Origin of the sequence: Aureimonas sp. ME7 (assembly GCF_903970965.1) — a bacterium.
In the GTDB taxonomy this organism is placed as follows: Bacteria; Pseudomonadota; Alphaproteobacteria; order Rhizobiales; family Rhizobiaceae; genus Aureimonas.
Genome location: NZ_CAJCKW010000007.1, coordinates 119,929 through 143,921, shown reverse-complemented (window position 1 = coordinate 143,921; position 23,993 = coordinate 119,929). Strand labels below are relative to the sequence as shown.

The window sequence follows — 23,993 nt, the reverse complement described above, 5'->3', positions numbered from 1 at the left end:
ATGGCGCTTCTTCTCGGCCTCGACTTCGGCACCGGCGGCGTGCGCGTCGGCGTCTTCGATCTCGAGGCGCGCCGCATGCTCGGCGAAGCCGAGGCCGAATACGCGACCCGCCATCCCCAGCCCGGCTGGGCCGAACAGAACCCGGCGGACTGGTGGGAGGCGCTCGGCCGAGCCTCGCGTGCCGCGCTCCGCGATCTTGGTACCCCCGAGATCGCCGGTATCTGCGCGGCGACCACCGCCTCCACCGTGGTCGCCTGTCGACGGGACGGGGCGCCGCTGCGCCCCGCACTCCTGTGGATGGACTGCCGGGCGGCGGCCGAATCCGACCTGACGGCGGCGCGGGACCATCCCGTCCTGCGCTTTTCGGGCGGCAGCGACGCCGCCGAATGGCTGGTGCCCAAAGCCATGTGGCTCGCCCGGCACGAGGGGGACGTCTACGCCGGGGCCGACGTGATCTGCGAATGCCTCGACTGGATCAACTTCCGCCTCACCGGCCGCTGGGTCGGCTCGCGCATGAACGCGACCTGCAAGTGGAACTACGACAGCGCGGCCGGGTGCTTCCACGACGATCTCTTCGCAAGCCTCGGCGTGCCCGATCTCGCCGCCAAGCTGCCCCAGCCGATCCTGCCCGTCGGCGCGCCCGTCGAGCGCCTGAGCGCGGAGGCCGCCGCCCATCTCGGCTTGCGCGGCCGCCCGGCGGTGGCGCAAGGGGGCATCGACGCGCATGTCGGGATTCTCGGTGCCGACACGATCGAGCCGGGCGACCTTCTGATGATCGGCGGCACCTCCGTCGTCCATCTCTTCCAGCTGGCCGAGGAGCGGGCCGTGCCGGGCTTCTGGGGGCCCTATCCCCATGCGCTGGTGGACGATCGCTGGCTGGTGGAAGCCGGGCAGGTGTCCGCCGGCTCGGTCCTGTCCTGGTTCTCGCGCGAGATCTTCGCCCTCGACGGGGCGGGGCACGACGAATTGTGCGAGGCGGCGGCGCGCATTCCGGTCGGCGGCAGCGGGCTTCTCGCGCTCGACTACTTCATGGGCAACCGCACGCCCTACCGCGACCCGCACCTGCGCGGCGCCGTGCTCGGCCTGTCGCTCGGCCACGACCGCGCCTCGCTCTACCACGCGGCAGTGGAAGGGGTGGCGCTCGCCTCCGCCAACGTCCTCCGGCGGATGGACGAGCTCGGCGTGCCCTGTCGGCGCATCGTCACCTCGGGCGGCTATTCGCGCAATCCCCTGTGGCTGAAGGCGACGGTGGATGCCATCGGCCGACCGGTGGAACTGCCGTCGAAAGCCAATCTGACGATCATCGGTGCGGCGGCTTCGGCGGCCGCCGGCGCCGGCCTCGTGCGCGATCTTCGCGCGGCGGCCAAGGCCGTCGTGCCGCCCGCCACGATCGTCGAACCCGACATGGCCGCCCATCGCCGCTACGGCGAACTCCTCGGCGACTATCTGGAGGCGACCGAACTCTTGGGTCCCTTGTCGCGGCGTCTGGCCGCCCGCCAAAGGGAGCGGCCGGGGGCGTAAGCGCCCAACCGAACCGGCAAACCGAAACGGGCGCCCTTCGGCGCCCGCATCGATTCTCGTTTCGAAAACGACCGGCCGGCAAACCCGCTCCTGATCAGAACTCTTCCCAGCTGTCCACCGATGCCGCCGGTGCGGCGCCGCCGTGGCCGGTGGTGCGCATCTGGACGACCCGTTGGACAGGCGCGGCGGGCCGGACCGGGGGCGTGCGCCGGGTGGCGGGCTCCATCCCGGCGGAGGCGCCGGTGCGGAAGCGGCCGGCCAGGTGGCCGAGTTCCTCGGTTTCGCCCGACAGGGTCTGCGCGGCGGCGGTCGCTTCCTCCACCATCGCCGCGTTCTGCTGGGTCACCTTGTCCATCTGGTCGGCGGCCGTGGACACCTCCTTCAAGGCCACCGCCTGCTCCTTGGCCGAGCGGGCGATCTCGGCGACCGTGCGGCTCATCTCCGACACCTGCGCGACAATCTCCTCGAGGCTCCGGCCCGAGGCGGCCACGAGTTCCACGCCGTTTCCGACCTGGGCAGTCGAGGTCGAGATCAGCTCCTTGATCTCCTTGGCTGCTTCCGCCGAGCGCTGTGCGAGCCCGCGCACCTCCTGCGCCACCACCGCGAAGCCTCTGCCCGCCTCGCCGGCGCGCGCTGCCTCGACACCGGCATTGAGCGCCAGGAGGTTGGTCTGGAAGGCGATCTCGTCGATCACGCCGATGATGCGGCCGATCTTTTCGGACGACTGCTCGATCGCCTGCATCGCGTCCACCGCCTGGCCGACGATGGCGCCGCCCTTCTGGGCACTGGCGCGGGTGGCTTCGGCCGACGCCTGGGCGCGGGCCGCACCGCCCGCCGTCTCACCGATGCCGCGCGTCACCTCGGACAGGGCGGCGACCGTTTCCTCCAGGCTCGCCGCCTGCTGCTCGGTGCGCTGGGCGAGATCGTTGGAGGCGACGCTGATTTCGGACAGGCCGGTGCGGATCGAGCCGATCGAGCCGACCACGGAGCCGAGCGCCTCGTCGAGGCGCGACACGCTTTCGTTGAAGCGGGCGCGGATCGCCTCGTATTCCGGCGCGACCGGCCGGTCGAGGCGCACCCGCAGGTCGCCCTCGGCCAGCTGTTCGAAGCCCGCTTCGATATCCATGACGAAGGCGCGAAGCGCTTCGGCCGATCCCGCTTCCAGGCGCGTGCGCCGATCGCGCTCGTCCGCCTCGCGCCGACGCGAAGCCTCGGCCTCCGCTTCCAGCGCGACGCGCTCCACCGCCGCCTGACGGAAGGTGAGTACGGCTTTCGCCATCTCGCCGATCTCGTCGCCGCGCTCCACGGCGGGAACCTCGACCCCATTGTCGCCGGCCGCCAGCCTGGCCATCACGGCGCGCAGGCGGTTCACCGGAGCCGCGATGCCGCGCGACAAGGCCCAGCCGAGCAGCACCGCCAGTGCCAGGAGCGACGAGATGCCGACGCCAAGCGTGATCTTGCTGACGAGGGCCGATTCCTGGAGAGTGGCGGCATTCTCCGCCACGCTGGCCTGGGCCGAGGCGGTGATGGCGTCGATCGCCTTTTCCATCGGCTCGACCAAGGCGTTGGCCTGATCCGAGAAGGCCAGCGTCACGGCCTGGGGCACGGTTGCCGGGTCCCGCGCCAGTCCGATCGCGGGCTGCACGATCTGCTCGTGCCAGTTGGCGATTCCCGAACGGATGGTGTCCACCGCCGCCATCGTGTCCGGATCGTTCGCCTCGAGGCGGGCGATCGTGTCGACGTTCTCGACGAACTTGTCGCGCTGGGTAGCGATGCTCTTTTCGCGCCGCGCTTCGCGCGTCAGGAGAAGGCCGCGCAGCGAGTTTTCCTGGCGCGACAGGAAGAGGCGGGCCTGAAGCGCGCTGCCGAGCGTCTGGTTGACGTGCCCGTTGTCGTCCAGAACCTCGTCGATCGCTTCCAGCTTGGAGTAGACGACGCCCCCCATACAGGCCGCGGCCACGACGAGGATTGCAAAGGCTGCCGCGATCTTTCGAGACAGCCGGAAATCTGCCAAGCGCATGGGACAACTTCGAGAAGAGGGCTCGGCTTCGTCGCCGAAGCAGAGCGGGGCCGATGAGGGCCGACATCCAAGGACCGTCGGCGACCGAAAGGGTCGATCCTCCCCACCTAAGCAGACGGGCTTAAATTATGTCTTACAACTGACGGTGGATCGCGCTCGGCAAGAGCCGAGGGACCGGGAAGGGAGACGGCGTTTCCCGTGTCGTTTCCAGCCGATGGGCCATTGCGGATCGGCCTGCCTCGCGGCATCGTCGCCCACGTCATGTCCGATCGCCGTGCCGCCCTTTCCCCCATCGCCGCCGACGCCGCAGGGCAAGCGGGCCCGGGCGGGCGCAAGGTGATCCATATCGACATGGACGCCTTCTATGCTTCCGTGGAACAGCGCGACGATCCATCCTTGCGCGGCCTGCCGGTCGCCGTGGGCGGCTCGGCGGAGCGCGGCGTGGTGGCGGCGGCGAGCTACGAGGCGCGCGTCTTCGGCGTGCGCTCGGCTATGCCCTCGGTCACCGCCCGGCGGCGCTGCCCGGCGCTGGTCTTCGTCAAGCCCCGGTTCGACGTCTACAAGGCGGTGTCGGCGCAGATCCGCGCGATCTTCGCCGAACACACCGACATCATCGAGCCCTTGTCCCTGGACGAGGCCTATCTCGACGTGACGCAGAACAAGCAGGCGATCGCCTCGGCCACCGCGATCGCGCAAGATATCCGCCGGCGCATCCGCGAGGAAACCGGGCTGACGGCCTCGGCGGGCGTGTCCTACAACAAGTTCCTCGCCAAGCTCGCCTCCGACCACCGTAAGCCCGACGGGCTCTTCGTCGTGACGCCGGCCATGGGCGAGCGCTTCGTGGAAACGCTGCCCGTTGCCCGCTTCCACGGCGTCGGGCCGGCGACGGCCGCCAAGATGGAGCACCTCGGCATCCGCACGGGCGCCGACCTCAAGGCGCAGTCGCTCGGTTTTCTTCAGGAGCGCTTCGGCAAGATCGGGCCCTATTACTACGGCATCTCGCGTGGGCTCGACGAGCGCCCGGTGCGCGCCAACCGCATCCGCAAGTCGGTGGGCGCTGAGAACACGTTCTCGGCCGACCTTCATACGGAGCACGAGATGCGCGAAGCGCTCGGGCCGATCATCGACAAGGTGTGGCGGCACTGCGAAACGGCCGGCACGCGCGGGCGCACAGTGACGCTCAAGGTCAAGTATGCCGACTTCCGCCAGATCACCCGCGCCCAGTCCTCGCCGGCACCCGTCGCCTCGCGTGCCGATATCGAGCGCGCCGCGTTCCGGTTGCTCGCCGACCTGCCGGCCGACCCCCGCGGCGTCCGCCTTCTCGGCGTGACGCTGTCGGCGCTGGAAGAAGGGCGCGAGGGCGAACGGACGGACGAGCCGGCGCAGTTCGCCCTCCCCTTGTGAGGGAACGGGGGCGCGGGAGAGGCGAGCCTTAGATGGCTGGGCGCGGGAGCGTGCCCGGGGCGACCTCGCTCGTGTCGGGGTCCGGCACGAGGCCGCCTTCCTCCTCGTTTTCCGGGTCGGGCTCGTTTTCCACCCGGCCGCCATTGGGAAGGCTGCGCTCGTAACGGTTGATGCGGTCGGTCTCGGTTTCCTCGCGGCCCGTGGGGGCGGTCTCGTCGATGCGGGACATGGGCGGATATCCTCTCGTGGCGTCTTGTGGGAGGGGAAGTCCTCACCGGCCGGCCGGTTCCAGCGCCCGTCCCGTATGCGCATGCTTGAACGCTCCGTCATCGCCGGCACGCGGCCGCACCCCTGTTCGCATCGCACGCCGCGTTCTAAGGGATCGGAGGATCGGCGCGCACGGGAGACCCTGATGACCCAACCCTTGGAACTCGGCCTCGACACGTTCGGCGACGTTACCCGCGCCGACGACGGCTCGGCGAAATCGCACGGCGCGGTGATCCGCGACGTGGTGGAGGAGGGGGTTCTGGCCGACGAACTGGGCCTCGCCTTCTTCGGGGTCGGCGAGCATCACCGGGCGGATTTCGCCGTGTCGGCGCCCGAAGTGGTGCTGGGCGCGCTGGCCGCGCGCACGCGCCGCATCCGCCTCGGCTCGGCCGTCACCGTCCTGTCTTCGGACGACCCCGTGCGCGTGTTCCAGCGCTTCTCCACCCTCGACGCCCTGTCGGAGGGCCGCGCGGAGGCGATCCTCGGACGCGGCTCCTTCACCGAGTCCTTTCCCCTGTTCGGCCTGGCGCTTACCGACTACGAGCGCCTGTTCGAGGAAAAGCTCGACCTCTTCGCCGCGCTCCTCAAGGGCGGCCCCGTGTCCTGGCGGGGCTCGGTGCGCCCGCCGCTCGACGTGCCCGGCGTGTACCCTTCCCCCGAACGCGGCGCCTTCACGGCGTGGGTGGGCGTCGGCGGCAGTCCGGAATCGGTGGTGCGCGCGGCGCGCCACGGCCTGCCGATGATGCTGGCGATCATCGGCGGCGCGCCGGGGCGCTTTCGCCCCTATGTCGATCTCTACGCCCGCGCATGCGCGCAGATGGAACGCCCCATGCTGCCGGTCGGCGTCCATTCGCCGGGCTATGTCGCCGATACAGACGAGGCGGCGCGCGAGGAGTTCTTCGACGACTACCGGCAGATGCATCAGCGCATCGGCGCCGAGCGCGGCTGGCCGCCGCTCGAACGCGCGGCCTTCGTCCACGAGATCGAGCACGGCTCGCTTTATGTCGGCTCGCCCGAAACCGTGGCACGCAAGATCGCCGACACGGCCTCGAAGCTGGGCCTTTCCCGGTTCGACCTGAAATACAGCGCCGGCCCGCTGCCGCATGCCCGCCTGATGCGCTGCATCGACCTCTACGGGCGCGTCGTCGCCCCGCGCGTGCACGAACTCATGGCAGGCTGAAGGCTTGCGTCGCGGCCGCGTTTGTCCGCAAAAAGGGAAAGACGCGAAGTTCACGCCCTGAACGCGGCCCCGCCGAGGAGAACGATCCCATGAACGCTTCCATCTTCTCCGGCGTGGTGCCCGCGCTGATGACGCCCTGCCTCCCCGACCGGACACCCGATTTCGACGCGCTGGTGGCCAAGGGGCGCGAGCTGATCGCGGCCGGCATGTCGGCGGTGGTGTATTGCGGCTCGATGGGCGACTGGCCGCTTCTCACCGACGCCCAGCGCATGGAGGGCGTGGAGCGGCTGGCCGAGGCCGGCGTGCCGGTGATCGTGGGCACCGGGGCGGTCAACACCGCCTCGGCCGTGGCGCATGCGGCGCATGCGGCCCGCGTCGGCGCCAAGGGCCTGATGGTGATCCCGCGCGTCCTGTCGCGCGGGACGGTGCCGGCCGCTCAGCGGGCGCATTTCAAGGCGGTGCTTGCGGCCGCGCCCGACCTGCCGGCCGTCATCTACAACAGCCCCTACTACGGCTTCGCCACCAAGGCCGACCTGTTCTTCGCCTTGCGCGCCGAGCACCCGAACCTCGTCGGCTTCAAGGAGTTCGGCGGCCCGGCGGACCTGCGCTACGCCGCCGAGCACATCACCAGCCGCGACGACGGCGTGACGCTGATGGTCGGCGTCGACACCGCCGTCGTCCACGGCTTCGTCAATTGCGGGGCGACGGGCGCCATCACCGGCATCGGCAACGTCCTGCCGCGCGAGGTCATCCAGCTGTGCGAGCTGTCGAAGGCGGCCGCTGCCGGCGATGCCGCCGCGCGCCGGCGCGCGCTGGAGCTCGAAGCCGCGCTCGCCGTCCTGTCCTCGTTCGACGAGGGGCCGGACCTCGTCCTCTACTTCAAGCACATGATGGTGCTGAAGGGGCACCGGGAATACGCGCTCCACTTCAACGAGACCGACGCCCTGTCGGACTCGCAGCGCGGCTATGCCGAAGCGCAGTTGACGCTCTTCGACGCCTGGTACGCCGATTGGTCGGCCAAGCCGGACGCCGCCCGCGTCGATCGGGCCGCCTGAGCGGAACGGAGGTGAGTGCGAGCGAGCATGTGATCGTCGTCGGGGCGGGTGTCGTCGGCCTTTCCGTCGCGATCGCCCTGCAGCGCGCCGGGCGCGCCGTCACCGTTCTCGACCGCGAAGGTCCGGCGGCCGGCGCCTCGGCGGGCAATGCGGGCGCCTTCGCCTTTTCCGACATCCTGCCGCTCGCCTCGCCCGGCCTCCTGCGCCGCGCCCCGCGCTGGCTTCTCGATCCATTGGGGCCGCTTTCGGTGCCGCCCGCTTATGCCTTGCGTATCGCGCCCTGGATGTGGCGCTTCGCCAAGGCCTGCGCGCCCGAGCGCGTCGCCGCCTCGGCCCGCGCGCAGGCCGCGCTGATGGACCTGTCGCGCGCCGAACTGGAGCCCTTTCTGGCGGCGACCGGCACGCTTCCCATGCTGCGGCGCGACGGCAATCTCCAGGTCTACGAGGGGGCGGGCGAGTTCGAGGCGTCGCTGCCCGGCTGGCATGCGCGCGAGGAGCACGGTATCGAATTCCGCGATCTCGGCGCCGCTGAGATGGCCGCGATCCAGCCCGGCATCGACGCACGTTTCACCCACGGCACCTTCACGCCGGGCTGGCATTCGATCGCCGATCCGAAGGCCTACGTGCTGGCGCTGGCCGAGCGCTTCGCGCGGGACGGCGGGGTGATCGAGCGCGCGGCCGTGCGCGCGCTGCGCCCGGAGCAGGGTGCGGTCGGCGTCGAGATGGACGGGGGGGCGCGGCGCGCTTCGCAGGTGGTGCTGGCGGCGGGGGCGTTCTCGCACCGGATCGCTGCGACGCTCGGCGAGCGCATTCCGCTGGAAACCGAGCGCGGCTACAACACGACGCTGCCAGAGGATGCGCTCGACCTGCGCACGCAGGTCACCTTCGGCGGCCATGGCTTCGTCGTTTCGCGCCTGTCCACCGGTATCCGCGTCGGAGGCGCGGTGGAACTCGGCGGCCTCGACCGCCCGCCGGACTTCCGCCGATCGGACGCGATGCTGGCCAAGGCGAAAGCGTTTCTCCCCGCCCTGCGCACCGAAGGGGGCGACCGCTGGATGGGGTTCCGCCCCTCCCTTCCCGACAGTCTGCCCGCGATCGGCTTCTCGCGCGCCAGCCGGCGGGTCGTCCATGCCTTCGGCCACGGGCATCTCGGGCTGACGCAGTCGGCCGGTACCGCCCGTCTCGTCGCCGACCTGCTCCTCGGTCGCCCCACTGCGCTCGACCTCGCCCCCTTCTCGCCCCAGCGCTTCTAGGACGTCCCATGGCCCAGCATACGTTCTCCTGCCTCGACGGCCATACCTGCGGCAATCCGGTCCGGCTGGTCACGGGCGGCGGCCCGCTCCTCCGGGGCGACACGATGCTGGAGAAGCGGGCGCATTTTCTGGCCGAGTTCGACTGGATCCGCACCGGGCTGATGTTCGAGCCGCGCGGCCACGACATGATGTCGGGCTCGATCCTTTATCCGCCGACGCGGCCCGACTGCGACGTCGCCGTCCTCTTCATCGAAACCTCCGGCTGCCTGCCGATGTGCGGCCACGGCACGATCGGCACGATCACCATGGCGATCGAGAACGGGCTCGTCGTCCCGCGCGAGCCCGGCCGCCTTTCGATCGACGCGCCCGCCGGCCGGGTCGACATCACCTACCGCCAGGAAGGACGCTTCGTGGAGGAGGTGCGCCTGACCAACGTGCCGGGCTATCTCCACGCCGAAGGCCTTACCGCCGAGGTGGAGGGCCTCGGCGAGATCGTGGTGGACGTCGCCTATGGCGGCAACTTCTACGCCATCGTCGAGCCGCAGACTAACTTCCGCGACATGGCCGATTTCACCGCCGGCGAGCTCGTCGGCTTTTCGCCCAAGCTCCGCGCCGCCTTGAACGCGAAATACGAGTTCGTTCATCCCGAGCATCCCGAGATCCGCGGCCTCAGCCATATCCAGTGGACCGGGGCGCCGACGGTGGCGGGCGCCGATGCGCGCAACGCCGTGTTCTACGGCGAAAAGGCCATCGACCGCTCTCCCTGCGGCACCGGCACCTCGGCGCGCATGGCCCAGCTCGCCGCCAAGGGCCGGCTCGACGTCGGCGACGAGTTCGTCCACGAAAGCATCATCGGCTCCTTGTTTCGCGGCCGGGTCGAGGCCGAAGCGCGGGTCGGCGACCACGCCGCCATCGTGCCCTCCGTCGCCGGCTGGGCGCGCCAGACCGGGATCAACACGATCTTCATCGACGACCGCGACCCCTTCGCCCACGGCTTCGTGGTGCGCTGAGGCGCGGCGGGGTCAGACCCCGATCGCGGCCCGAATGCGCTCGCGCGTCAGCGGCAGGTCGTGGATGCGGGTGCCGATCGCTCCGGCGACGGCGTTGGCGAGCGCCGCCCCGCCGGGCCCCTGGCTGCATTCGCCGGCGCCCAGGAACGGCGTGCCCGGCCGGGGTACGATCTCGACGTCGATCGCCTCCGGCAGCGCGTCGAAGCGCAGGATCGGGTAGGTCGACCAGTCCACCGAGGTCACCCGCGTCCGGTCGAAGGTGACGGCTTCGTAGAGCGTCCAGCTCGCCGACTGGACGATGCCGCCCTGCACCTGGTTGGCGATCCCATCGGGGTTGACCACCTCGCCGGCATCCACGGCGGCATGGGCGCGCAGCATGCGCACCCGGCCGGTGTCGGGCTCCACCATCACCTCCATCGCCACCGCGCAATAGGCGGCGAGATTCTTGTAGCGCGCGAAGGCGAAGCCGTATCCGTGGCCGCGCGGCGGCGCCTGTCCCGCCTGCCAGCCGAAGCCGGCGGCGGCGCGGCTCACCACCTCGCGCGCGCGCTCGTCGGTCAGGTGCCGCAGCCGGTACTCCACCGGATCGACGCCCGCGCGGGCCGCCAGTTCGTCCATCGCGTTCTCGATGGAGAAGACGTTCATGTAGGCACCGAGCCCGCGAAGGGCGGAAACGCGCAGCGGCATCTCCTTGACGAAGTGCCAGACGACCTCGCGGTTCGGGAAGGCGTAGAGCGGGTTGGAGTTGCGGTCGCCGTTGCCCTCGGGCGTGATCGCGAGCTTGGGCGGCTTAGGGCTGAAGGGTCGGGCGATGTGCTGCGCGGCCAGAAGCGCGCCTGCGCCGCCGGGGCGGGAATTGTGGGTGCTGCTCCACACCTCGTATCGCCAGTCCACGATGTCGCCGGCGGCATCGGTGCCGGCGCGCACGCGGGTCACCATGCCCGGCGAGAAGGGCTCGAAGGCGTGTTCCTGCTCGCGCATCCACTGGACGCGCACCGGCCGGCCGGGCAGCGCCTGCGCCAGAAGCGCGGCATCGGCCGCCGCGTCGTCCGCGCCGTTGTGGCCATAGCAGCCCGAGCCCTCCACATGGACGCAGCGCACGGCCTCGTCGCCGACGCGCAGCATCTCGGCGATCGCCTGCCGGTCGGGGTAGACGCCCTGGGTGTGCGTCCAGACGGTGGTCACGCCGTCCTCCAGCACCGCCAGGGCGCAGGACGGGCCGATCGAGGCGTGGAGCTGGTAGGGCCGGGTGAACGAGACCTCGAAGGCTTGGAGGCCCGCCGAGCCGAGGCTTCCGTCCTCGGCGACGATCCCTTCCTCCGCCGGCAGGGCGATGATGGATTCGGCCAGCCGTTCGGCGTCGGGCAGGCTTTCACGCTCCTCCCACTCGGCGAGCGACGCCAGCGTCCACAAAGCCTTGATCGCCTGCCATTCCCGTTCCGCCAGAAGGCCGAGGAACGAGCCGTCGCGCACCACCTTGAGGACGCCCGGCATCGCCTCCACCGGCCCCGCATCGACCGAGACGAGCCGTGCGCCGGGGCTCGGCGGGCGCACCACGCGCCCGTGCATCATCCCCTCGGGGCGCATGTCCTGCACATAGGCGGCACCGCCGGTGACCTTGGCGGGAATGTCGATGCGCCGCCGCGCCGTGCCCATCTCCCGGAAGGCGTCGGCGGGCTTCAGCCGCGCGTTCGGCTGCGCCCGGCCCCGGATCAGCTCGGCCGACACGAGCTCGCCATAGGGCACGCGCCGCCCGTCGCCGGCGATCACCGCGCCCGCTTCCGCGCGCAGGGTTTCGGGGCCGAGGCTCCACCGGCGGCCGGCCTCCGCCACCAGGATGTCGCGCAGCTGCGCCGCCACGTGCCGGATCGCGGTGCCGCTGTCCTGCACCGAATGGCTGCCGGCGGTGAAGCCTTCGTTCGGGCTTTCGCCGGTGTCCGGGCCGATCAGCGCGAGGCTGTCGAAGGGAAGCTCCAGCTCTTCCGCCGCGATCTGGAGAAGCGCCGTCTTGATGCCCTGGCCGAGTTCGGCCTTGCCGGTGAAGACCGTTGCCCGGCCCGCAGCGTCGATGCGGATCCAGGATTCGAGATCGGGATTGGTCTTCAGGCTGCCGGGCAGTTCGGGCGCGGCCTCCTCCACCGCCTCGAAGTTCTGCGCCTCGTTGCCGGGCGCGGTCACCGTCTGCGCCAGCGCGCCGCGCAAGGAGAAGGCCAAAACCAGCGAGCCGGTGCCGAAAAGGACGCTGCGCCGCGTCAGGCCGTGGGGTGTCTCGTGCCGCATCAGCCCGCCCTCGTCCCGGAATTGCCGGCCGCGGCCGCGCGCATGGCCTCGCCCGCCCGCTCGATCGCGGCGAGGATGCGCATATGCGTGCCGCAGCGGCAAAGGTTCGGCGCCATATGCGCCTGGATCGTCTCGCGCGAGGCGCCGGGATCGCGCTCGAGCAGAGCCTGTGCGCGCATCATCATGCCGGGAATGCAGTAGCCGCACTGGGCGGCCTGTTCGGCAATGAAGGCGTCCTGCATCGGGCCGGGCGCCTCGATCGTGCCGAGCCCCTCCACCGTGGTGACGGCCTTCCCCTCCAGGAGAACGAGCGGCGTCACGCAGGACAGGACCGCCTCGCCCCCCACCATGACGGTGCAGGCGCCGCACTGGCCGAGGCCGCAGCCGTATTTCGCGCCGTGAAGGCCGAGCTCGTCGCGCAGCACGTAGAGAAGCGGGGTGTCGGGCTCCGCCTGGATCTCGTGCGATGTTCCGTTGACGGTGAGGCTTACCATGAGGTTTCCCGCTTGGAAGGGTTGGCAGGCGCGTCGGAGCCGGTGCCGAGCGAGCGCTGGCCGCCCTCCGAGCCGTCGGCGCGCGCGTCTCGGATCAGCTCGGACGGGTCCTCCCAGGGCGGCTGGTCGCTGAAGGTCTTGCGCATGTAGGCGAGAAGATCGGCGATCTGCCCGTCGTCGAGCGAACCGGCAAAACCCGGCATGATCGGGCCGCGCTCGCCTTCCGGCGCCGGCAGCCCCTGCAGGATCACATGGATCGGGTTGGCCGGCGTCGGCCCGTAGAGCGCGGTGGAATGATCGAGCCGGAGGCCGCCATAGGGCAGGGGCCGCCCGGCATCGTGGCAGGTGGAGCAGGCCGCCGCATAGATCGCGGCGCCCCGCTCGGCTGGGTCGTGCGCGGCCGGCACGCTCTGGCTGCCGCCCGACTGCGGCCGGGCGCCCGGCGGATGGGTCGCGGCCTCGGCTCCGAGCGCTTCCGCCCGCGCCCGCTTTTCGGGCGAAGGCTCGCCCATCCGCGAAACGACATAGGTGGCGATGGCGCGCGATTCGGCCTCCGGCAGCGTGCCGAGATTGCTGTTGACGGGCGCCATCGGTCCGCGCGCGACGCCGTGGCGTGCTTCCCATCCCTCGTGGAGGTAATGGGTCAGCGCATCGACGTCCCAGGGAATGGGCGCGGGCGAAGCGCCGTTCAGCGCATAGGCCGTCCAGCCCTCCGCCTCGCCGCCGCCGAAATGCGCCTCGCCCCCCTTTTCGGCGCCCAGAACGTTGCGCGGCGTGTGGCAGGCGCCGCAATGGCCGAGACCCTCCGCCAGATACGCGCCGCGATTCCAGACCTCGTCCTTCGCAGGGTCGGGCTCGTAGGCGCCCTCGCGAAAGAACAGGAGCTTCCAGCCGGCCAGCACCATGCGCACGTTCAAGGGGAACGGCAGCTCGTTCTCCGGCGGCTCAGCCGAAACGGCCTCGCGCGTCATCAGATAGGCGTAGAGCGCGCGGTTGTCCTCGTCGGTGACGCGGGTGAAATGGTCGTAGGGGAAGGCGGGGTAGAGGTGGCGCCCTTCGCGGTCCACTCCCTCGCGCATGGAGCGCGCGAACGCCTCCTCGTTCCAGCGCCCGATCCCCGTTTCCGCATCGGGGGTGATGTTGGTGGAATAGATCGTGCCGAAGGGCGTCGGCAGGGCGAGGCCGCCCGCGAAGGGCTTTCCGCCGAGCGCGGTGTGGCAGACGACGCAGTTGCCGACCGCCGCCAGATCCGCTCCGGCCTTCACGATGTCGGGTGCGAAATCGAACGTCGGATTTTCGGCGGCCGCGATCTCCGGCTCCCAAGCATAGGCGATGAACCCGCCCGCGCCGCAGGCCGCCAGAACCAGAAGACCCAGTCCGAATGTTCGAAGCTTCATGAATGTCGCTCGCGGCGGACGGCACTCGTTTGGAACCGTTACAGACAGGAACAGCTAAGCCGTTCGGCACATGTGTCCACCCGATATCGTAAGTGTGACTTCGTAGCCGCCCATCCATCGGCACCGATGCGCGTTCTTCTCGCTGCGGCGCATCATAGATCACTGGTTGACGCAGGGCGGAGGGCGCGAAACAACGGCGGTCCCCGCGAGTCGCCCGAGCGCTTCCGGGCGAAACGACGAGCGAGGAAGACGATGTCCGACACCCAGCGCCGCGGCGGTATCCGCACGACACCGGAGGAGGCCCTGGCCTTCCACGCCGAAGGGCGTCCCGGCAAGCTGGAGATCCAGCCGACCAAGCCCATGGCGACGCAGCGCGACCTCAGCTTGGCCTATTCGCCGGGCGTCGCCGTCCCCGTAAAGGCGATCGCCGAGGATCCGGCGCGTGCCTTCGACTACACGACGCGCGGCAACATGGTGGCGGTGATCTCCAACGGCACGGCGATCCTCGGCCTCGGCAACCTCGGCGCGCTCGCCTCCAAGCCCGTGATGGAAGGCAAGGCGGTGCTGTTCAAGCGCTTCGCCGACGTCGATTCCATCGACCTCGAGGTCGACACGGAGGACGCCGACAAGTTCGTCGACGCGGTGCGCTATCTCGGCCCCTCGTTCGGCGGCATCAATCTGGAAGACATCAAGGCGCCCGAGTGCTTCGTGATCGAAAGCCGGCTGCGCGAGCTGATGGACATTCCCGTCTTCCACGACGACCAGCACGGCACGGCGATCATCGCGGCCGCCGGCATCATCAACGCGCTGCACCTGACGGGGCGCGAGATGCGGGACATCAAGCTCGTGTGCAACGGCGCGGGCGCGGCGGGCATCGCCTGCGTCGAGCTCGTCAAGGCGATGGGCGTGCCCCACGACAACGTCATCCTCTGCGACACCAAGGGCGTGATCTTCCAAGGCCGCACGGACGGCATGAACCAGTGGAAGTCGGCGCACGCCGCCCAGACGGACGCGCGCACGCTCGAGGACGCGATGCGCGGCGCCGACGTCTTCTTCGGCGTCTCGGCCAAGGGCGCGCTGACGCCCGAGATGGTCAAGTCCATGGCTGATAATCCCATCATCTTCGCCATGGCCAACCCCGATCCCGAGATCACGCCGGAGGAAGCGCACGCCATCCGCGACGACGCGATCGTGGCGACCGGGCGTTCGGACTATCCCAACCAAGTCAACAACGTCCTCGGCTTTCCCTACATCTTCCGCGGCGCGCTCGACGTGCGCGCCACGCAGATCAACGACGCGATGAAGATCGCGGCGGCCAACGCTCTCGCCGCCCTCGCCCGCGAGGACGTGCCCGACGCCGTCGCCTCCGCCTACAAGGGCTCCGGCCGGCCGCGCTTCGGGCGCGACTACATCATTCCCGCGCCCTTCGATCCGCGCCTCATCACCCATGTGCCCGAAGCCGTGGCGCGCGCCGCGATCGAGACCGGCGTCGCGCGGGCCGAGATCACCGACTGGCACGCCTATCGCAACCAGCTCGCCTCGCGCCGCGACCCGACCGCCGGCACCTTCCAGAACATATTCGCCAAGCTGCGCCAGAGCGGGCGCAAGGTCGTCTTCGCCGAAGGCGAGGAAGAGCAGGTCATCCGCGCCGCCTCTTCCTATGTCGCTCAAGGCTTAGGCGTCGCAGTCCTCGTCGGGCGCGAGGACCGCATCATCGAGACCGCCAAGACCGCCGGCGTCGAACTGCGCGAGGGGATCGAGATCAACAACGCCAAGCTTTCGAACCGCACCAATGCCTATTCCGAGCACCTCTACCGACGCCTCCAGCGCCACGGCTACCTGCAGCGCGACTGCCACCGCCTGATCAACACCGACCGCAACCACTTCGCCGCCACCATGGTCGCGCTCGGCGACGCCGACGCCATGGTCTCGGGCCTCACCCGAAACTACTCCGTGGTGCTGGAGGACGTGCGCCGCGTCATCGACCCGAAGCCCGACCGCGCCGTGATCGGCATCTCGATCGTCATCGCCAAGGGCCGCACCACCTTCGTCGCCGACACCGCCGTCCACGACATGCCGACCGCCCCCCAGCTCGCCCGCATCGCCACGGAGGCCGCGCGCTTCGCCCGCAAGCTCGGCCACACGCCGCGCGTCGCCTTCCTGGCCCATTCTACCTTCGGGCACCCCCCGTCCGAGCGCTCCGAGCGGGTGCGCGAGGCCGTCGGCCTCTTGGCCCAGAACAGCGTCGACTTCGAGTTCGACGGCGAGATGGGTGCCGACGTCGCCCTCAACCCCGAACTCATGGCCCTCTACCCGTTCTGCCGCCTGACAGGACCCGCCAACGTCCTCGTCATGCCCGCCTTCCACTCCGCCTCGATCTCCACCCGCATGATCCAAGAACTCGGCGACCAGACCGTGATCGGCCCCGTCCTCGTCGGCCTCGAGAAACCCGTCCAGATCGTGACGCTCGGCGCCCGCGACACCGACATCGTCAACATGGCCGCCTTCGCGGCGTTCTCGGCGGAAGGCTGAAGGGCGGTGGGGGTGTTGGCAGGGGTTCCACCCCTGCACCCCGCCAGGGGAAATGATTTCCCCTGGACCCCTCATCTTGTGTGACAACAAAAAGGGGGCCGCTGGCCCCCTTTTTGTTGTCAAAAGAAAAGAAGGGTTCGGGAATTCGTTCCCGAGCGGGGCTCGGGGCGGCAGCCCCGCCAAGACCCCAGCCCCTCAGGCCGCCGCAGCCAAGCTGGTGCGTTTCGTCAGGCCGCGTTGGAGGGTGATGAAGGCGAAGAGGAGGATGCCGATGGCGATCTTGGTCCACCAGGAGGAAAGGGTGCCGTCGAAGACGATGTAGGTCTGGATGAGGCCGGAGATGAGGACCCCGACGAGGGTGCCGGCGACGAAGCCGACGCCGCCGGTGAGGAGGGTTCCGCCGATGACGACGGCGGCGATGGCGTCGAGCTCGACGCCGACGGTGGCGAGCGAGTAGCCGGAGGAAGTGTAGAGGGCGAAGACGGTGCCCGCGACGCCGGCGAGCAGGCTGGAGAGGGCGTAGATGCCGACCGTGACGCGGGCGACGGGCACGCCCATGAGCTCGGCGGAGGTACGGTCGCCGCCCAGCGCATAGACGTAGGTGCCGAAGCGCGTCTTGTGGGCGATCGCGATGCCGATGGCGAAGACGGCGAGCATGACGATGGCGACGAAGCTCAGGCGGCCGCCGGTCGGGATGGTCCAGTAGATGCGCTTCAGGGCGTCGAAGGCGGGATGGTCGATCGGGATGGATTCGGTGGTGAGGAGGTAGCAGCCGCCGCGCGCCAGGAACATGCCGGCGAGTGTGACGATAAAGGGCGGCGTTTCGAGATAGTGGATCATCGCGCCCATGAGGGCGCCGAAGAGCGCGGCGATGACGAGGATCGCGGCGATCATCGGGTAGGGATGGAAGCCGTCGCGGATGGTGACGGCGAGGAAGACGCCGGTAAAGGCGATCACCGAGCCGACCGACAAGTCGATGCCGCCCGATAGGATGACGAAGGTCATGCCGACGGCGACGATGCCGAGAAACGCGTTGTCGGTGAGGAGATTGGCGACGACGCGGGTGGAGAGCATCGCGGGGAATTGCACGGCCGATAGGGCGAAGGCGACGGCAAAGACGAGCAGCGTGACGAGAAGAGGGAGGAAGCGCGCGTTCATCGGGTGGTCGCTCCCGGTTGGCGGGGCAGGGCGGCGGGCGTCGGAAGGCCCCGGTCTGGCGGCGGCGCGGCGCGCGAGGATAGGGCGCCGGTGACGCGCGCCATGGCGGGCGACTGGAGGACGAGGATCAGCGCGATCAGGACCGCCTTGAGGATGAGGTTCATTTCCGGCGGGAAGCCGGACAGAAGGATGCCGGTGTTCATCGCCTGGATGATGAGGGCGCCGACGAGCGACAGGAGGATGGAGAAGCGCCCGCCCATCAGCGACGTGCCGCCGATCACGACGGCGAGGATGGCGTCGAGTTCCAGCCAAAGGCCGGCATTGTTGGCGTCCGCGCCGCGAATATCGGCGGCGGCGATGAGGCCAGCGACGGAGGCGCAGAGCCCCGAGGTCATGTAGGCGGCGACGATCACGGCCTTGGCGTCGACGCCGGCGAGCGCCGAGGCGCGCCGGTTGATGCCGGTCGCCTCGATCAGGAGGCCGAGCGCGGTGCGGCGCACGAGGAGAACGGCCAGAAGCGCCATCAGGAGGGCGATGATCACCGGCATCGGAAGGAAGGCGAAGGAGCCCGAGCCGATGAACAGGAGGGTCGGATCGTTGAAGGTGACGATGAAGCCGGAGGTGACGAGCTGCGCGATGCCGCGCCCCGCCACCATCAGGATCAGGGTCGCGATGATCGGCTGGATGTCGAGAACGGCGACGAGGAAGCCGTTCCACAACCCGCAGACGAGGCCGACGCCAAGCGCCGCCAGGATCACGATCGGGATGGGAACGCCCGCGACGGTCAGCTGCGCCGCCACCGCGCCGGCGATCGCCATGGTGGCGCCGACCGACAGGTCGACGCCCTTGGTGGCGATCACGAGCGTCATGCCGATGGCGAGCAGCATTACCGGCGCGCCGCGGTTGAGGACGTCGATCAAGGGCCCGTAGAGCCGGTCGTTTCGCAGCGCTAGGTCGAAGAAGGACGGAAACAGGAGGGCGTTGACACCGAGCACCAGGGCGAGCGCCAGGATCTGGGGGGCGGCGGAACGGAGGCGCGACAGTGTCATGGACGTGCGTTCTCGGCCGGTGTCCCGGCAATGGTGCGCATGATGGCGGCGGGGGAAACGTCTTCGCCGGTCAGGTCGCCGAGATGGCGGCGATCGCGCAGGACGCGCACGCGGGAGGAATAGGTGGTGATCTCGTCGAGCTCGGAGGAGATGACGAGCATCGCCATTCCGTCCTCGCAGAGCTTCTCGATGAGGCGCACGATCTCGGCATGAGCGCCGACGTCGATGCCGCGCGTCGGCTCGTCGAGGATCAGGAAGCTCGGCTCGGTGGCGAGCCAGCGGGCGAGGATCGCCTTCTGCTGGTTGCCGCCCGACAGGAGCTTGATCGGCTTCTCGATGTCGGTGGTGCGGATGTCGAGCGCCTTGACGAAGCGATCCGCGATGCGGACCTGCTCGCGAAGGGGGAGGGGCCTGGCCCAGCCGCGCCGCGCCTGGAGGGCGAGGACGATGTTCTCGCGTACCGACAAATCGCCGACGATGCCCTCCACTTTCCGCTCCTCCGGGCAATAGCCGAAGCCGAGGCGGATGGCGGCGCGCGGGCCGGCGAGGCGCACCGGCTTGCCGTCCACGGTGGCGGTGCCCGCATCCGCCCGGTCGGCGCCGAAGACGAGGCGCGCGGTCTCGGTGCGGCCCGAGCCGAGGAGGCCGGCGACGCCGACGGCCTCGCCGGGACGGATGTCGAGATCGAACGGCTCAATGCTGCGCTTGGCGCCGAAGCCCCGGAAGGACACGCGGGGCGCGGTATCCGCCGGGGCGGGGGCCTTCGTCTGGTGAACCGCCTCGCCGAGCTCGCGCCCGAGCATCATGGTGACGATGTCCATGCGCGAGGTGGCCGCGATCTCGCGCTCGCCGACGAGGCGGCCGTTGCGCAGGACGGTGGCCCGGTCGCACACGGCGAAGACCTGATCCAGGAAATGGGTCACGAAGACGATCGCGAGCCCGCGATCGCGCAAAGCCCGCATGGTGCCGAACAGCATCTCGACCTCGGCCGCGTCGAGGCTGGCCGTCGGCTCGTCGAGGATCAGCACCTTGCCCGACACGTCCACCGCGCGAATGATGGCGACGAGCTGCTGCACGGCGACGGACAATTGCCCGAGCGTCGTGGCGGGATCGACGGGAAGCCCGTAGCTTTGGAGAAGCGCGGCCGTGCGCCGGCGCATGGCGCGCCCGTCCGTGAAGCCGAAGCGCGTGGGCTGGCGGCCGAGGAAGAGGTTCTCTGCGACCGAAAGGTTCGGCAGGAGGTTGACCTCCTGGTAGACGGTGCCGATGCCCAAGCCTTGCGCCTCGCGGCTGTCGGCCGGGTGGATCTCGGCGCCATCGAGGACGATGCGCCCCCCGTCGCGGCGGTAGACGCCGGTCAGCGTCTTGATCAGGGTCGACTTGCCGGCCCCGTTCTCGCCGAGCAGCGCGTGGATCTCGCCGGCTCTCAAGGTCAGGTCGACCCCGTCGAGCGCGGTCATCCCGGCAAAGGTCTTGGTGAGCCCCTGGAGGCTCAGGAGGGGCTGGGACATGGAGGACGCGGGCTCCCGGGGGAATGCAAACGACCGCCGCTCGGACGGCTTCATGAAACGACCCGGCGGACCGCCCTGGCGGCCCGCCAAGCGCCGGAATCGCCGACGCTCGTCCGCGCCGGCGATCGTGTCAGGGTGCTCGGCTCAGTAGCCGAGGCCCTTCTTGGACTCCATCACCGCCTTCGGGTCGTCCTTCTGGGTGTAGAGCTTGGATTCGGTCTGGATCCACTTCTTGGGCTCCGTTCCGTCCTTCTTGTAGGCTTCCAGGGCGTCGAAGGCCGGGCCGGCCATGTTGGGCGTCAGCTCGACGGTGGCGTTCGCCTCGCCCGCCGCCATGGCGGCGAAGATGTCGGGCACGGCGTCGATCGAGACGACCATGATGTCGGAGCCCGGCTTCAGGCCGGCTTCCTTGATCGCCTGGATCGCGCCCACGGCCATGTCGTCGTTGTGGGCGTAGACCGCGCAGATGTTCTTGCCGCCGCCTTCCGCCTTGATGAAGCTTTCCATGACTTCCTTGCCCTTGGTGCGGGTGAAGTCGCCGGTCTGCGAGCGGGTGAGCTTGATGTTGTCGTGGCCCTGGATCGCCTCCTCGAAGCCCTTCTTGCGGGCGATCGCGGGCGAGGAGCCGGTGGTGCCCTGAAGCTCCACGACGTTGCAGGGCTTGGAGCCGACTTGGCTGGCGAGATAGTCGCCCGCCACCTTGCCCTCGTGGACCTGATCGGAGGTCACGGCGGTGAGGTAGAGCGAATCGTCCGATGTTTCGATGTTGCGGTCGAGAAGAACGACCGGGATCTCGGCTTCCTTGGCTTCGGCGAGGACATCGTCCCAGCCGGTGGCGACGACAGGCGCGAGCAGGATCGCGTCGACACCCTGCGCCACGAAGGAGCGGATCGCCTTGATCTGGTTTTCCTGCTTCTGCTGCGCGTCGGCGAATTTCAGGTCGATGCCGCGCTTCTGCGCCTCCTGGCGCGTCACGGAGGTTTCGGCCGCGCGCCAGCCCGATTCGGAGCCGACCTGCGAGAAGCCGACCACCATGGCGTCCTGCGCGAGCGCCGCGCTTCCCATCGTGGTCGCCAAGCCTAGGGCGGCTACGAGCTTGCCCAGATTCGTCATGTTCTTCCTCCCCTGCCGGCACTCCCGCCGGCCTGTGCCAGAACCGGCCCTCCGCGGCCGGGGCGCGTCGAGCCTTGACGCGCGACGCTGCCTGCGGTCCATCGGATCCGCAATAACTCATACAATTGCCAAACGCAGTGCCGTGTCAATCGGATTCATGCAGCCGGTCGGAGGCGGTGAACGTCGGGTGGCTCGAGAGCGAAGACGGTGGGGAGGGGAAAGACCGCCAGATCCCTGTGGATTGCGTCCCTCTTCGATCATTACGTGGATGTCATGAAACTTGGCGGAAACAAGGCCGTTGTAGAAGCGAAGGGCCAATCGGGTAGGAGTGATTTCGGTGCGTATCGAGACCATGGTGTCGCTTTTCGTCAACGTCACCGCGCTGGCCATGCTGGCGGCGGGAACCACAGTCGCCGTCGCCCTCCTGTTTCCCTGAACGAGGCCGAGCCGGCCACCCGGCCGGATGGGGGTGGATAAAAAAACGGGTCGGCCCTCGATCGAAGGCCGGCCCGTTTTCCTTATTCCCAAATGGGCGCCGTATCAGGCGGCGCGGCCGAGGTGCCGTTCCAGAACGGCGCGCGTTCCGTCCTGCCACAATGCCTTCAGGTGTCCGGAGAAGGCGCTCGCATAGGTTTCGTTCGAGCCGAGATCGCCGAACACGTCGCGCAGTTCCAGGAAGCGGCGCGGTTCGTCCTTGGCGGCGCGGGCTGCCGCCTGGAGTGTGTCCCAGTTCGGATCGTTCGGCTCGATCGTCTGGCCGTCCTCGAGCTCGCCGTAGCAGTAGCGGCACCAGAGCGCGCCGACGAGGGCGAGACCCGTGATGTCCTCGCCCGCCGCCAGCCGCTCGCGCACGGAAGGAAGGATGAACTTCGGCTGCCGGTTCGAGCCGTCGAGCGCCAGACGGCGCAGCGTGTCGCCGATCGCCGGATTGGCGAAGCGCGAGGTGACGGTGGCGAGATAATCCTCGCGGCTGACGCCCTCGATGCTGGGAGCCGTCGGCAGAAGTTCCTTCTCCTCGACGTCCCGGAAGAAGCGCAGGACGAGGTCGTCGCGCATCGCGTCGTGCGCATAGGTGAGACCGACAAGAGCCGCTGGATAGGCGATCGTCGCATGGCCGGCGTTGAGGATGCGCAGCTTCATCAGCTCGTAGGGCGTGACGTCATCCACGAAGGTGACGCCGACCGCTTCCAGCGCCGGGCGGCCGGAGGAGAACTTGTCCTCCACCACCCACTGGATGAAGGGCTCGCAGAACACCGGCCGCTTGTCGTCGATGCCCGTTTCCTCCCGAAGGGAGGCGATCTGGGCCGGGGTGGTGGCGGGCGTGATCCGGTCCACCATCGAATTGGGGAAGGCGATCGACGCCTCAATATGGGCGGCGAGCGCCGGGTCGGCTTTCCCAGCCAGTCCGGTGACGACCGTCTTCGTCAGGTCGCCGTTGTGGGGAAGGTTGTCGCAGCACAGGACGGTGAAGGGCTGGGTGCCCGCATCGCGCCGCGCCGCGGCGGCCGCGACGATCAGGCCGAACACGGTCCGCGCGTTGCCGAGGTCGGCGGCGTCGGCCACGAGGTCGGGGTGATCGAGATCCGGCCGGTCGCCCGACATGTAGTAGCCGCCCTCCGTGATCGTCAGCGTCACGATGCGGATCGCCGGGTCGGTGAGGACTTGGAGCGTCGCGGCCCGGTCGCCCGGCTCCACCACGCGCGCCACCGAGCCGACGACGCGCGTTTCGCGCACGCCCTCGTCGACCTCCGTCACGGTGAACAGCCCGTCCTGCGCGGCGAGATCGGCAAAGACCGGCTTTTCCTCCGGGCGCACGCCGAGACCCACGACGGCCCAGTCGTGCCCGGCACCGGTGTCGAACAGATCGTCGAGATAAACGCACTGGTGGGCGCGGTGGAAGTTGCCGACGCCGAAATGCGCGATGCCGGGCGTCAGGCCGGCGCGGTCATAGGCCGGGGTGCGGGCTTTCCCCTCCAGTTCCGAAAGGTTCGCGTTGCCGAGCGCCACCATGCTTCATCCTCCGAATCCCAAGCCGGCGGGCCGTTCGCGGCCGCGCCATCGCCCCGCTCATAGCGGATTCGAAACCCGGTCGCATCCCTATCCCGCAAGCCCGGGCCTATTTGGCGACCGCTTCGGCCAGCGTGTCGCGCATGGTCAAAAGCGTGGTGCGCATCTGGGTGATCTCCGCTTCCGTCATGGAAACGGCGCCACGAACCTCGGAAGGAATCGGGCAGGCGACCTCGCGCATGGCGCGTCCCGCCTCGGTCAGCGTCACCTCCACCACCCGCTCGTCGCGCGCCGAGCGGTTGCGGCTGACGAGGCCGGCGGCTTCCAGCCGCTTCAGGAGCGGGGTGAGGGTCGAGGAATCGAGAAGAAGCCGATCGCCGATCGAGCCCACCGTCTGCGGCTCCTCCTCCCACAGCACCATCATGACGAGATACTGCGGATAGGTGATGCCCATCCGGTCCAGTCGTGGTTTGTAGTAGCGGTTGAAGGCGTGGGTCGCCGAATAGACGGCAAAGCAAAGCTGCTCGTCGAGATGAAGGTCCCTGCTCATTGAATGGGCGCCATCCCCTGCGGGCTGTGTCATCGGAGCCTTACCACATGCAACAACCGAAGCGGGGGCGCAACACGCCAGACGCTTCGTGCCCGATCGGATATCGGGGCGAGTCAGTTCGGCCCGACATCCGCTCACGCGTTTCCTTTTGTCAGAGGATTCGAACCCCGAACGCCCGGTTCCGGTTCCATC

18 protein-coding genes are annotated in these 23,993 nt (G+C 69.4%); 7 read left to right on the top strand and 11 right to left on the bottom strand.

All coding sequences use genetic code 11. From position 1 onward, the window contains the following. Positions 1-1,521 (top strand): FGGY-family carbohydrate kinase, encoded by a 1,521-nt coding sequence (locus tag H7A85_RS13645; protein ID WP_182086494.1) that lies wholly within the window; start codon positions 1-3, stop codon positions 1,519-1,521. 94 nt (positions 1,522-1,615) lie between these two features. On the opposite strand, the gene H7A85_RS13640 is transcribed toward H7A85_RS13645, so the two are convergent. Further along, on the bottom strand, positions 1,616-3,541 hold the full coding sequence (locus H7A85_RS13640) for a methyl-accepting chemotaxis protein (protein ID WP_182086493.1): 1,926 nt from the start codon (positions 3,539-3,541) through the stop codon (positions 1,616-1,618). A gap of 351 nt (positions 3,542-3,892) precedes the next feature. Here H7A85_RS13640 and dinB point away from each other — a divergent pair, with 351 nt between their 5' ends. Continuing rightward, positions 3,893-4,945: a DNA polymerase IV gene (dinB, locus tag H7A85_RS13635; RefSeq protein ID WP_244631195.1), complete on the top strand. Its 1,053-nt coding sequence runs from the start codon at positions 3,893-3,895 to the stop codon at positions 4,943-4,945. A gap of 28 nt (positions 4,946-4,973) precedes the next feature. On the opposite strand, the gene H7A85_RS13630 is transcribed toward dinB, so the two are convergent. Further along, the gene (locus H7A85_RS13630; protein WP_182086492.1) at positions 4,974-5,174 is read right to left on the bottom strand and encodes a hypothetical protein; all 201 of its coding nucleotides are present in this window, start codon (positions 5,172-5,174) and stop codon (positions 4,974-4,976) included. 183 nt (positions 5,175-5,357) lie between these two features. On the opposite strand from H7A85_RS13630, the gene H7A85_RS13625 reads away from it, so the two are divergent. From H7A85_RS13625 to H7A85_RS13610, 4 genes are all read left to right on the top strand, one after another. After that, a complete protein-coding gene (locus H7A85_RS13625) occupies positions 5,358-6,392 on the top strand; it encodes an LLM class flavin-dependent oxidoreductase (protein WP_182086491.1) in 1,035 nt (344 codons plus the stop codon). An 89-nt stretch (positions 6,393-6,481) separates the two neighbouring features. Then, positions 6,482-7,447: a dihydrodipicolinate synthase family protein gene (locus H7A85_RS13620; protein ID WP_182086490.1), complete on the top strand. Its 966-nt coding sequence runs from the start codon at positions 6,482-6,484 to the stop codon at positions 7,445-7,447. 11 nt (positions 7,448-7,458) lie between these two features. Beyond that, positions 7,459-8,700, top strand: coding sequence for an FAD-dependent oxidoreductase (locus tag H7A85_RS13615; RefSeq protein ID WP_182086489.1), 1,242 nt, complete (start codon positions 7,459-7,461; stop codon positions 8,698-8,700). Positions 8,701-8,708: 8 nt separating this feature from the next. After that, positions 8,709-9,710, top strand: a complete 1,002-nt coding sequence (locus H7A85_RS13610; RefSeq protein WP_182086488.1) for a 4-hydroxyproline epimerase — start codon at positions 8,709-8,711, stop codon at positions 9,708-9,710. Positions 9,711-9,722: 12 nt separating this feature from the next. On the opposite strand, the gene H7A85_RS13605 is transcribed toward H7A85_RS13610, so the two are convergent. The 3 genes from H7A85_RS13605 to H7A85_RS13595 are packed head-to-tail and all read right to left on the bottom strand — an operon-like array spanning position 9,723 to position 13,881. After that, positions 9,723-11,990, bottom strand: coding sequence for a molybdopterin cofactor-binding domain-containing protein (locus H7A85_RS13605; protein ID WP_182086487.1), 2,268 nt, complete (start codon positions 11,988-11,990; stop codon positions 9,723-9,725). Continuing rightward, positions 11,990-12,484 (bottom strand): (2Fe-2S)-binding protein, encoded by a 495-nt coding sequence (locus tag H7A85_RS13600; RefSeq protein WP_182086486.1) that lies wholly within the window; start codon positions 12,482-12,484, stop codon positions 11,990-11,992. The genes H7A85_RS13605 and H7A85_RS13600 overlap by 1 nt, the downstream gene beginning before the upstream one ends. Further along, entirely contained in the window at positions 12,478-13,881 is a 1,404-nt protein-coding gene (locus H7A85_RS13595) for a cytochrome c (RefSeq protein ID WP_182086485.1), read from the bottom strand. The genes H7A85_RS13600 and H7A85_RS13595 overlap by 7 nt, the downstream gene beginning before the upstream one ends. Before the next feature lie 252 nt (positions 13,882-14,133). Between H7A85_RS13595 and H7A85_RS13590 the strand changes: the two genes are divergently transcribed. Beyond that, positions 14,134-16,413, top strand: coding sequence for an NADP-dependent malic enzyme (locus tag H7A85_RS13590; protein ID WP_182086484.1), 2,280 nt, complete (start codon positions 14,134-14,136; stop codon positions 16,411-16,413). Between the two features lie 195 nt (positions 16,414-16,608). Here the strand turns inward: H7A85_RS13590 and yjfF are convergent, their stop codons facing one another. The 6 genes from yjfF to H7A85_RS13560 all read right to left on the bottom strand — a co-directional run bounded on the left by yjfF (position 16,609) and on the right by H7A85_RS13560 (position 23,801). Beyond that, a complete protein-coding gene (yjfF, locus tag H7A85_RS13585; RefSeq protein WP_182086483.1) occupies positions 16,609-17,571 on the bottom strand; it encodes a galactofuranose ABC transporter, permease protein YjfF in 963 nt (320 codons plus the stop codon). Beyond that, the gene (locus tag H7A85_RS13580) at positions 17,568-18,620 is read right to left on the bottom strand and encodes an ABC transporter permease (protein WP_182086482.1); all 1,053 of its coding nucleotides are present in this window, start codon (positions 18,618-18,620) and stop codon (positions 17,568-17,570) included. The genes yjfF and H7A85_RS13580 overlap by 4 nt, the downstream gene beginning before the upstream one ends. Further along, complete coding sequence (locus tag H7A85_RS13575; RefSeq protein WP_244631188.1) at positions 18,617-20,131, bottom strand: sugar ABC transporter ATP-binding protein; 1,515 nt, start codon at positions 20,129-20,131, stop codon at positions 18,617-18,619. Before H7A85_RS13575 ends, H7A85_RS13580 begins: the two co-directional genes overlap by 4 nt. Before the next feature lie 144 nt (positions 20,132-20,275). After that, the gene (gene ytfQ, locus H7A85_RS13570) at positions 20,276-21,244 is read right to left on the bottom strand and encodes a galactofuranose ABC transporter, galactofuranose-binding protein YtfQ (protein WP_182086481.1); all 969 of its coding nucleotides are present in this window, start codon (positions 21,242-21,244) and stop codon (positions 20,276-20,278) included. Positions 21,245-21,784: 540 nt separating this feature from the next. Continuing rightward, positions 21,785-23,254, bottom strand: a complete 1,470-nt coding sequence (locus H7A85_RS13565) for a mannitol dehydrogenase family protein (protein ID WP_182086480.1) — start codon at positions 23,252-23,254, stop codon at positions 21,785-21,787. 106 nt (positions 23,255-23,360) lie between these two features. Further along, the gene (locus H7A85_RS13560; RefSeq protein ID WP_182086479.1) at positions 23,361-23,801 is read right to left on the bottom strand and encodes a MarR family transcriptional regulator; all 441 of its coding nucleotides are present in this window, start codon (positions 23,799-23,801) and stop codon (positions 23,361-23,363) included. Positions 23,802-23,993 lie beyond the last annotated feature (192 nt).

Excerpts from the sequence above, each read along its gene's own strand:
- H7A85_RS13645 (WP_182086494.1), top strand. The coding sequence starts at position 1 with ATGGCGCTTCTTCTCGGCCTCGACTTCGGCACCGGCGGCGTGCGCGTC.
- H7A85_RS13640 (WP_182086493.1), bottom strand. The coding sequence starts at position 3,541 with ATGCGCTTGGCAGATTTCCGGCTGTCTCGAAAGATCGCGGCAGCCTTT.
- dinB (WP_244631195.1), top strand. The coding sequence starts at position 3,893 with ATGGACGCCTTCTATGCTTCCGTGGAACAGCGCGACGATCCATCCTTG.
- H7A85_RS13630 (WP_182086492.1), bottom strand. The coding sequence starts at position 5,174 with ATGTCCCGCATCGACGAGACCGCCCCCACGGGCCGCGAGGAAACCGAG.
- H7A85_RS13625 (WP_182086491.1), top strand. The coding sequence starts at position 5,358 with ATGACCCAACCCTTGGAACTCGGCCTCGACACGTTCGGCGACGTTACC.
- H7A85_RS13620 (WP_182086490.1), top strand. The coding sequence starts at position 6,482 with ATGAACGCTTCCATCTTCTCCGGCGTGGTGCCCGCGCTGATGACGCCC.
- H7A85_RS13610 (WP_182086488.1), top strand. The coding sequence starts at position 8,709 with ATGGCCCAGCATACGTTCTCCTGCCTCGACGGCCATACCTGCGGCAAT.
- H7A85_RS13605 (WP_182086487.1), bottom strand. The coding sequence starts at position 11,990 with ATGCGGCACGAGACACCCCACGGCCTGACGCGGCGCAGCGTCCTTTTC.
- H7A85_RS13600 (WP_182086486.1), bottom strand. The coding sequence starts at position 12,484 with ATGGTAAGCCTCACCGTCAACGGAACATCGCACGAGATCCAGGCGGAG.
- H7A85_RS13595 (WP_182086485.1), bottom strand. The coding sequence starts at position 13,881 with ATGAAGCTTCGAACATTCGGACTGGGTCTTCTGGTTCTGGCGGCCTGC.
- H7A85_RS13590 (WP_182086484.1), top strand. The coding sequence starts at position 14,134 with ATGTCCGACACCCAGCGCCGCGGCGGTATCCGCACGACACCGGAGGAG.
- yjfF (WP_182086483.1), bottom strand. The coding sequence starts at position 17,571 with ATGAACGCGCGCTTCCTCCCTCTTCTCGTCACGCTGCTCGTCTTTGCC.
- H7A85_RS13580 (WP_182086482.1), bottom strand. The coding sequence starts at position 18,620 with ATGACACTGTCGCGCCTCCGTTCCGCCGCCCCCCAGATCCTGGCGCTC.
- H7A85_RS13575 (WP_244631188.1), bottom strand. The coding sequence starts at position 20,131 with ATGTCCCAGCCCCTCCTGAGCCTCCAGGGGCTCACCAAGACCTTTGCC.
- ytfQ (WP_182086481.1), bottom strand. The coding sequence starts at position 21,244 with ATGACGAATCTGGGCAAGCTCGTAGCCGCCCTAGGCTTGGCGACCACG.
- H7A85_RS13565 (WP_182086480.1), bottom strand. The coding sequence starts at position 23,254 with ATGGTGGCGCTCGGCAACGCGAACCTTTCGGAACTGGAGGGGAAAGCC.
- H7A85_RS13560 (WP_182086479.1), bottom strand. The coding sequence starts at position 23,801 with ATGAGCAGGGACCTTCATCTCGACGAGCAGCTTTGCTTTGCCGTCTAT.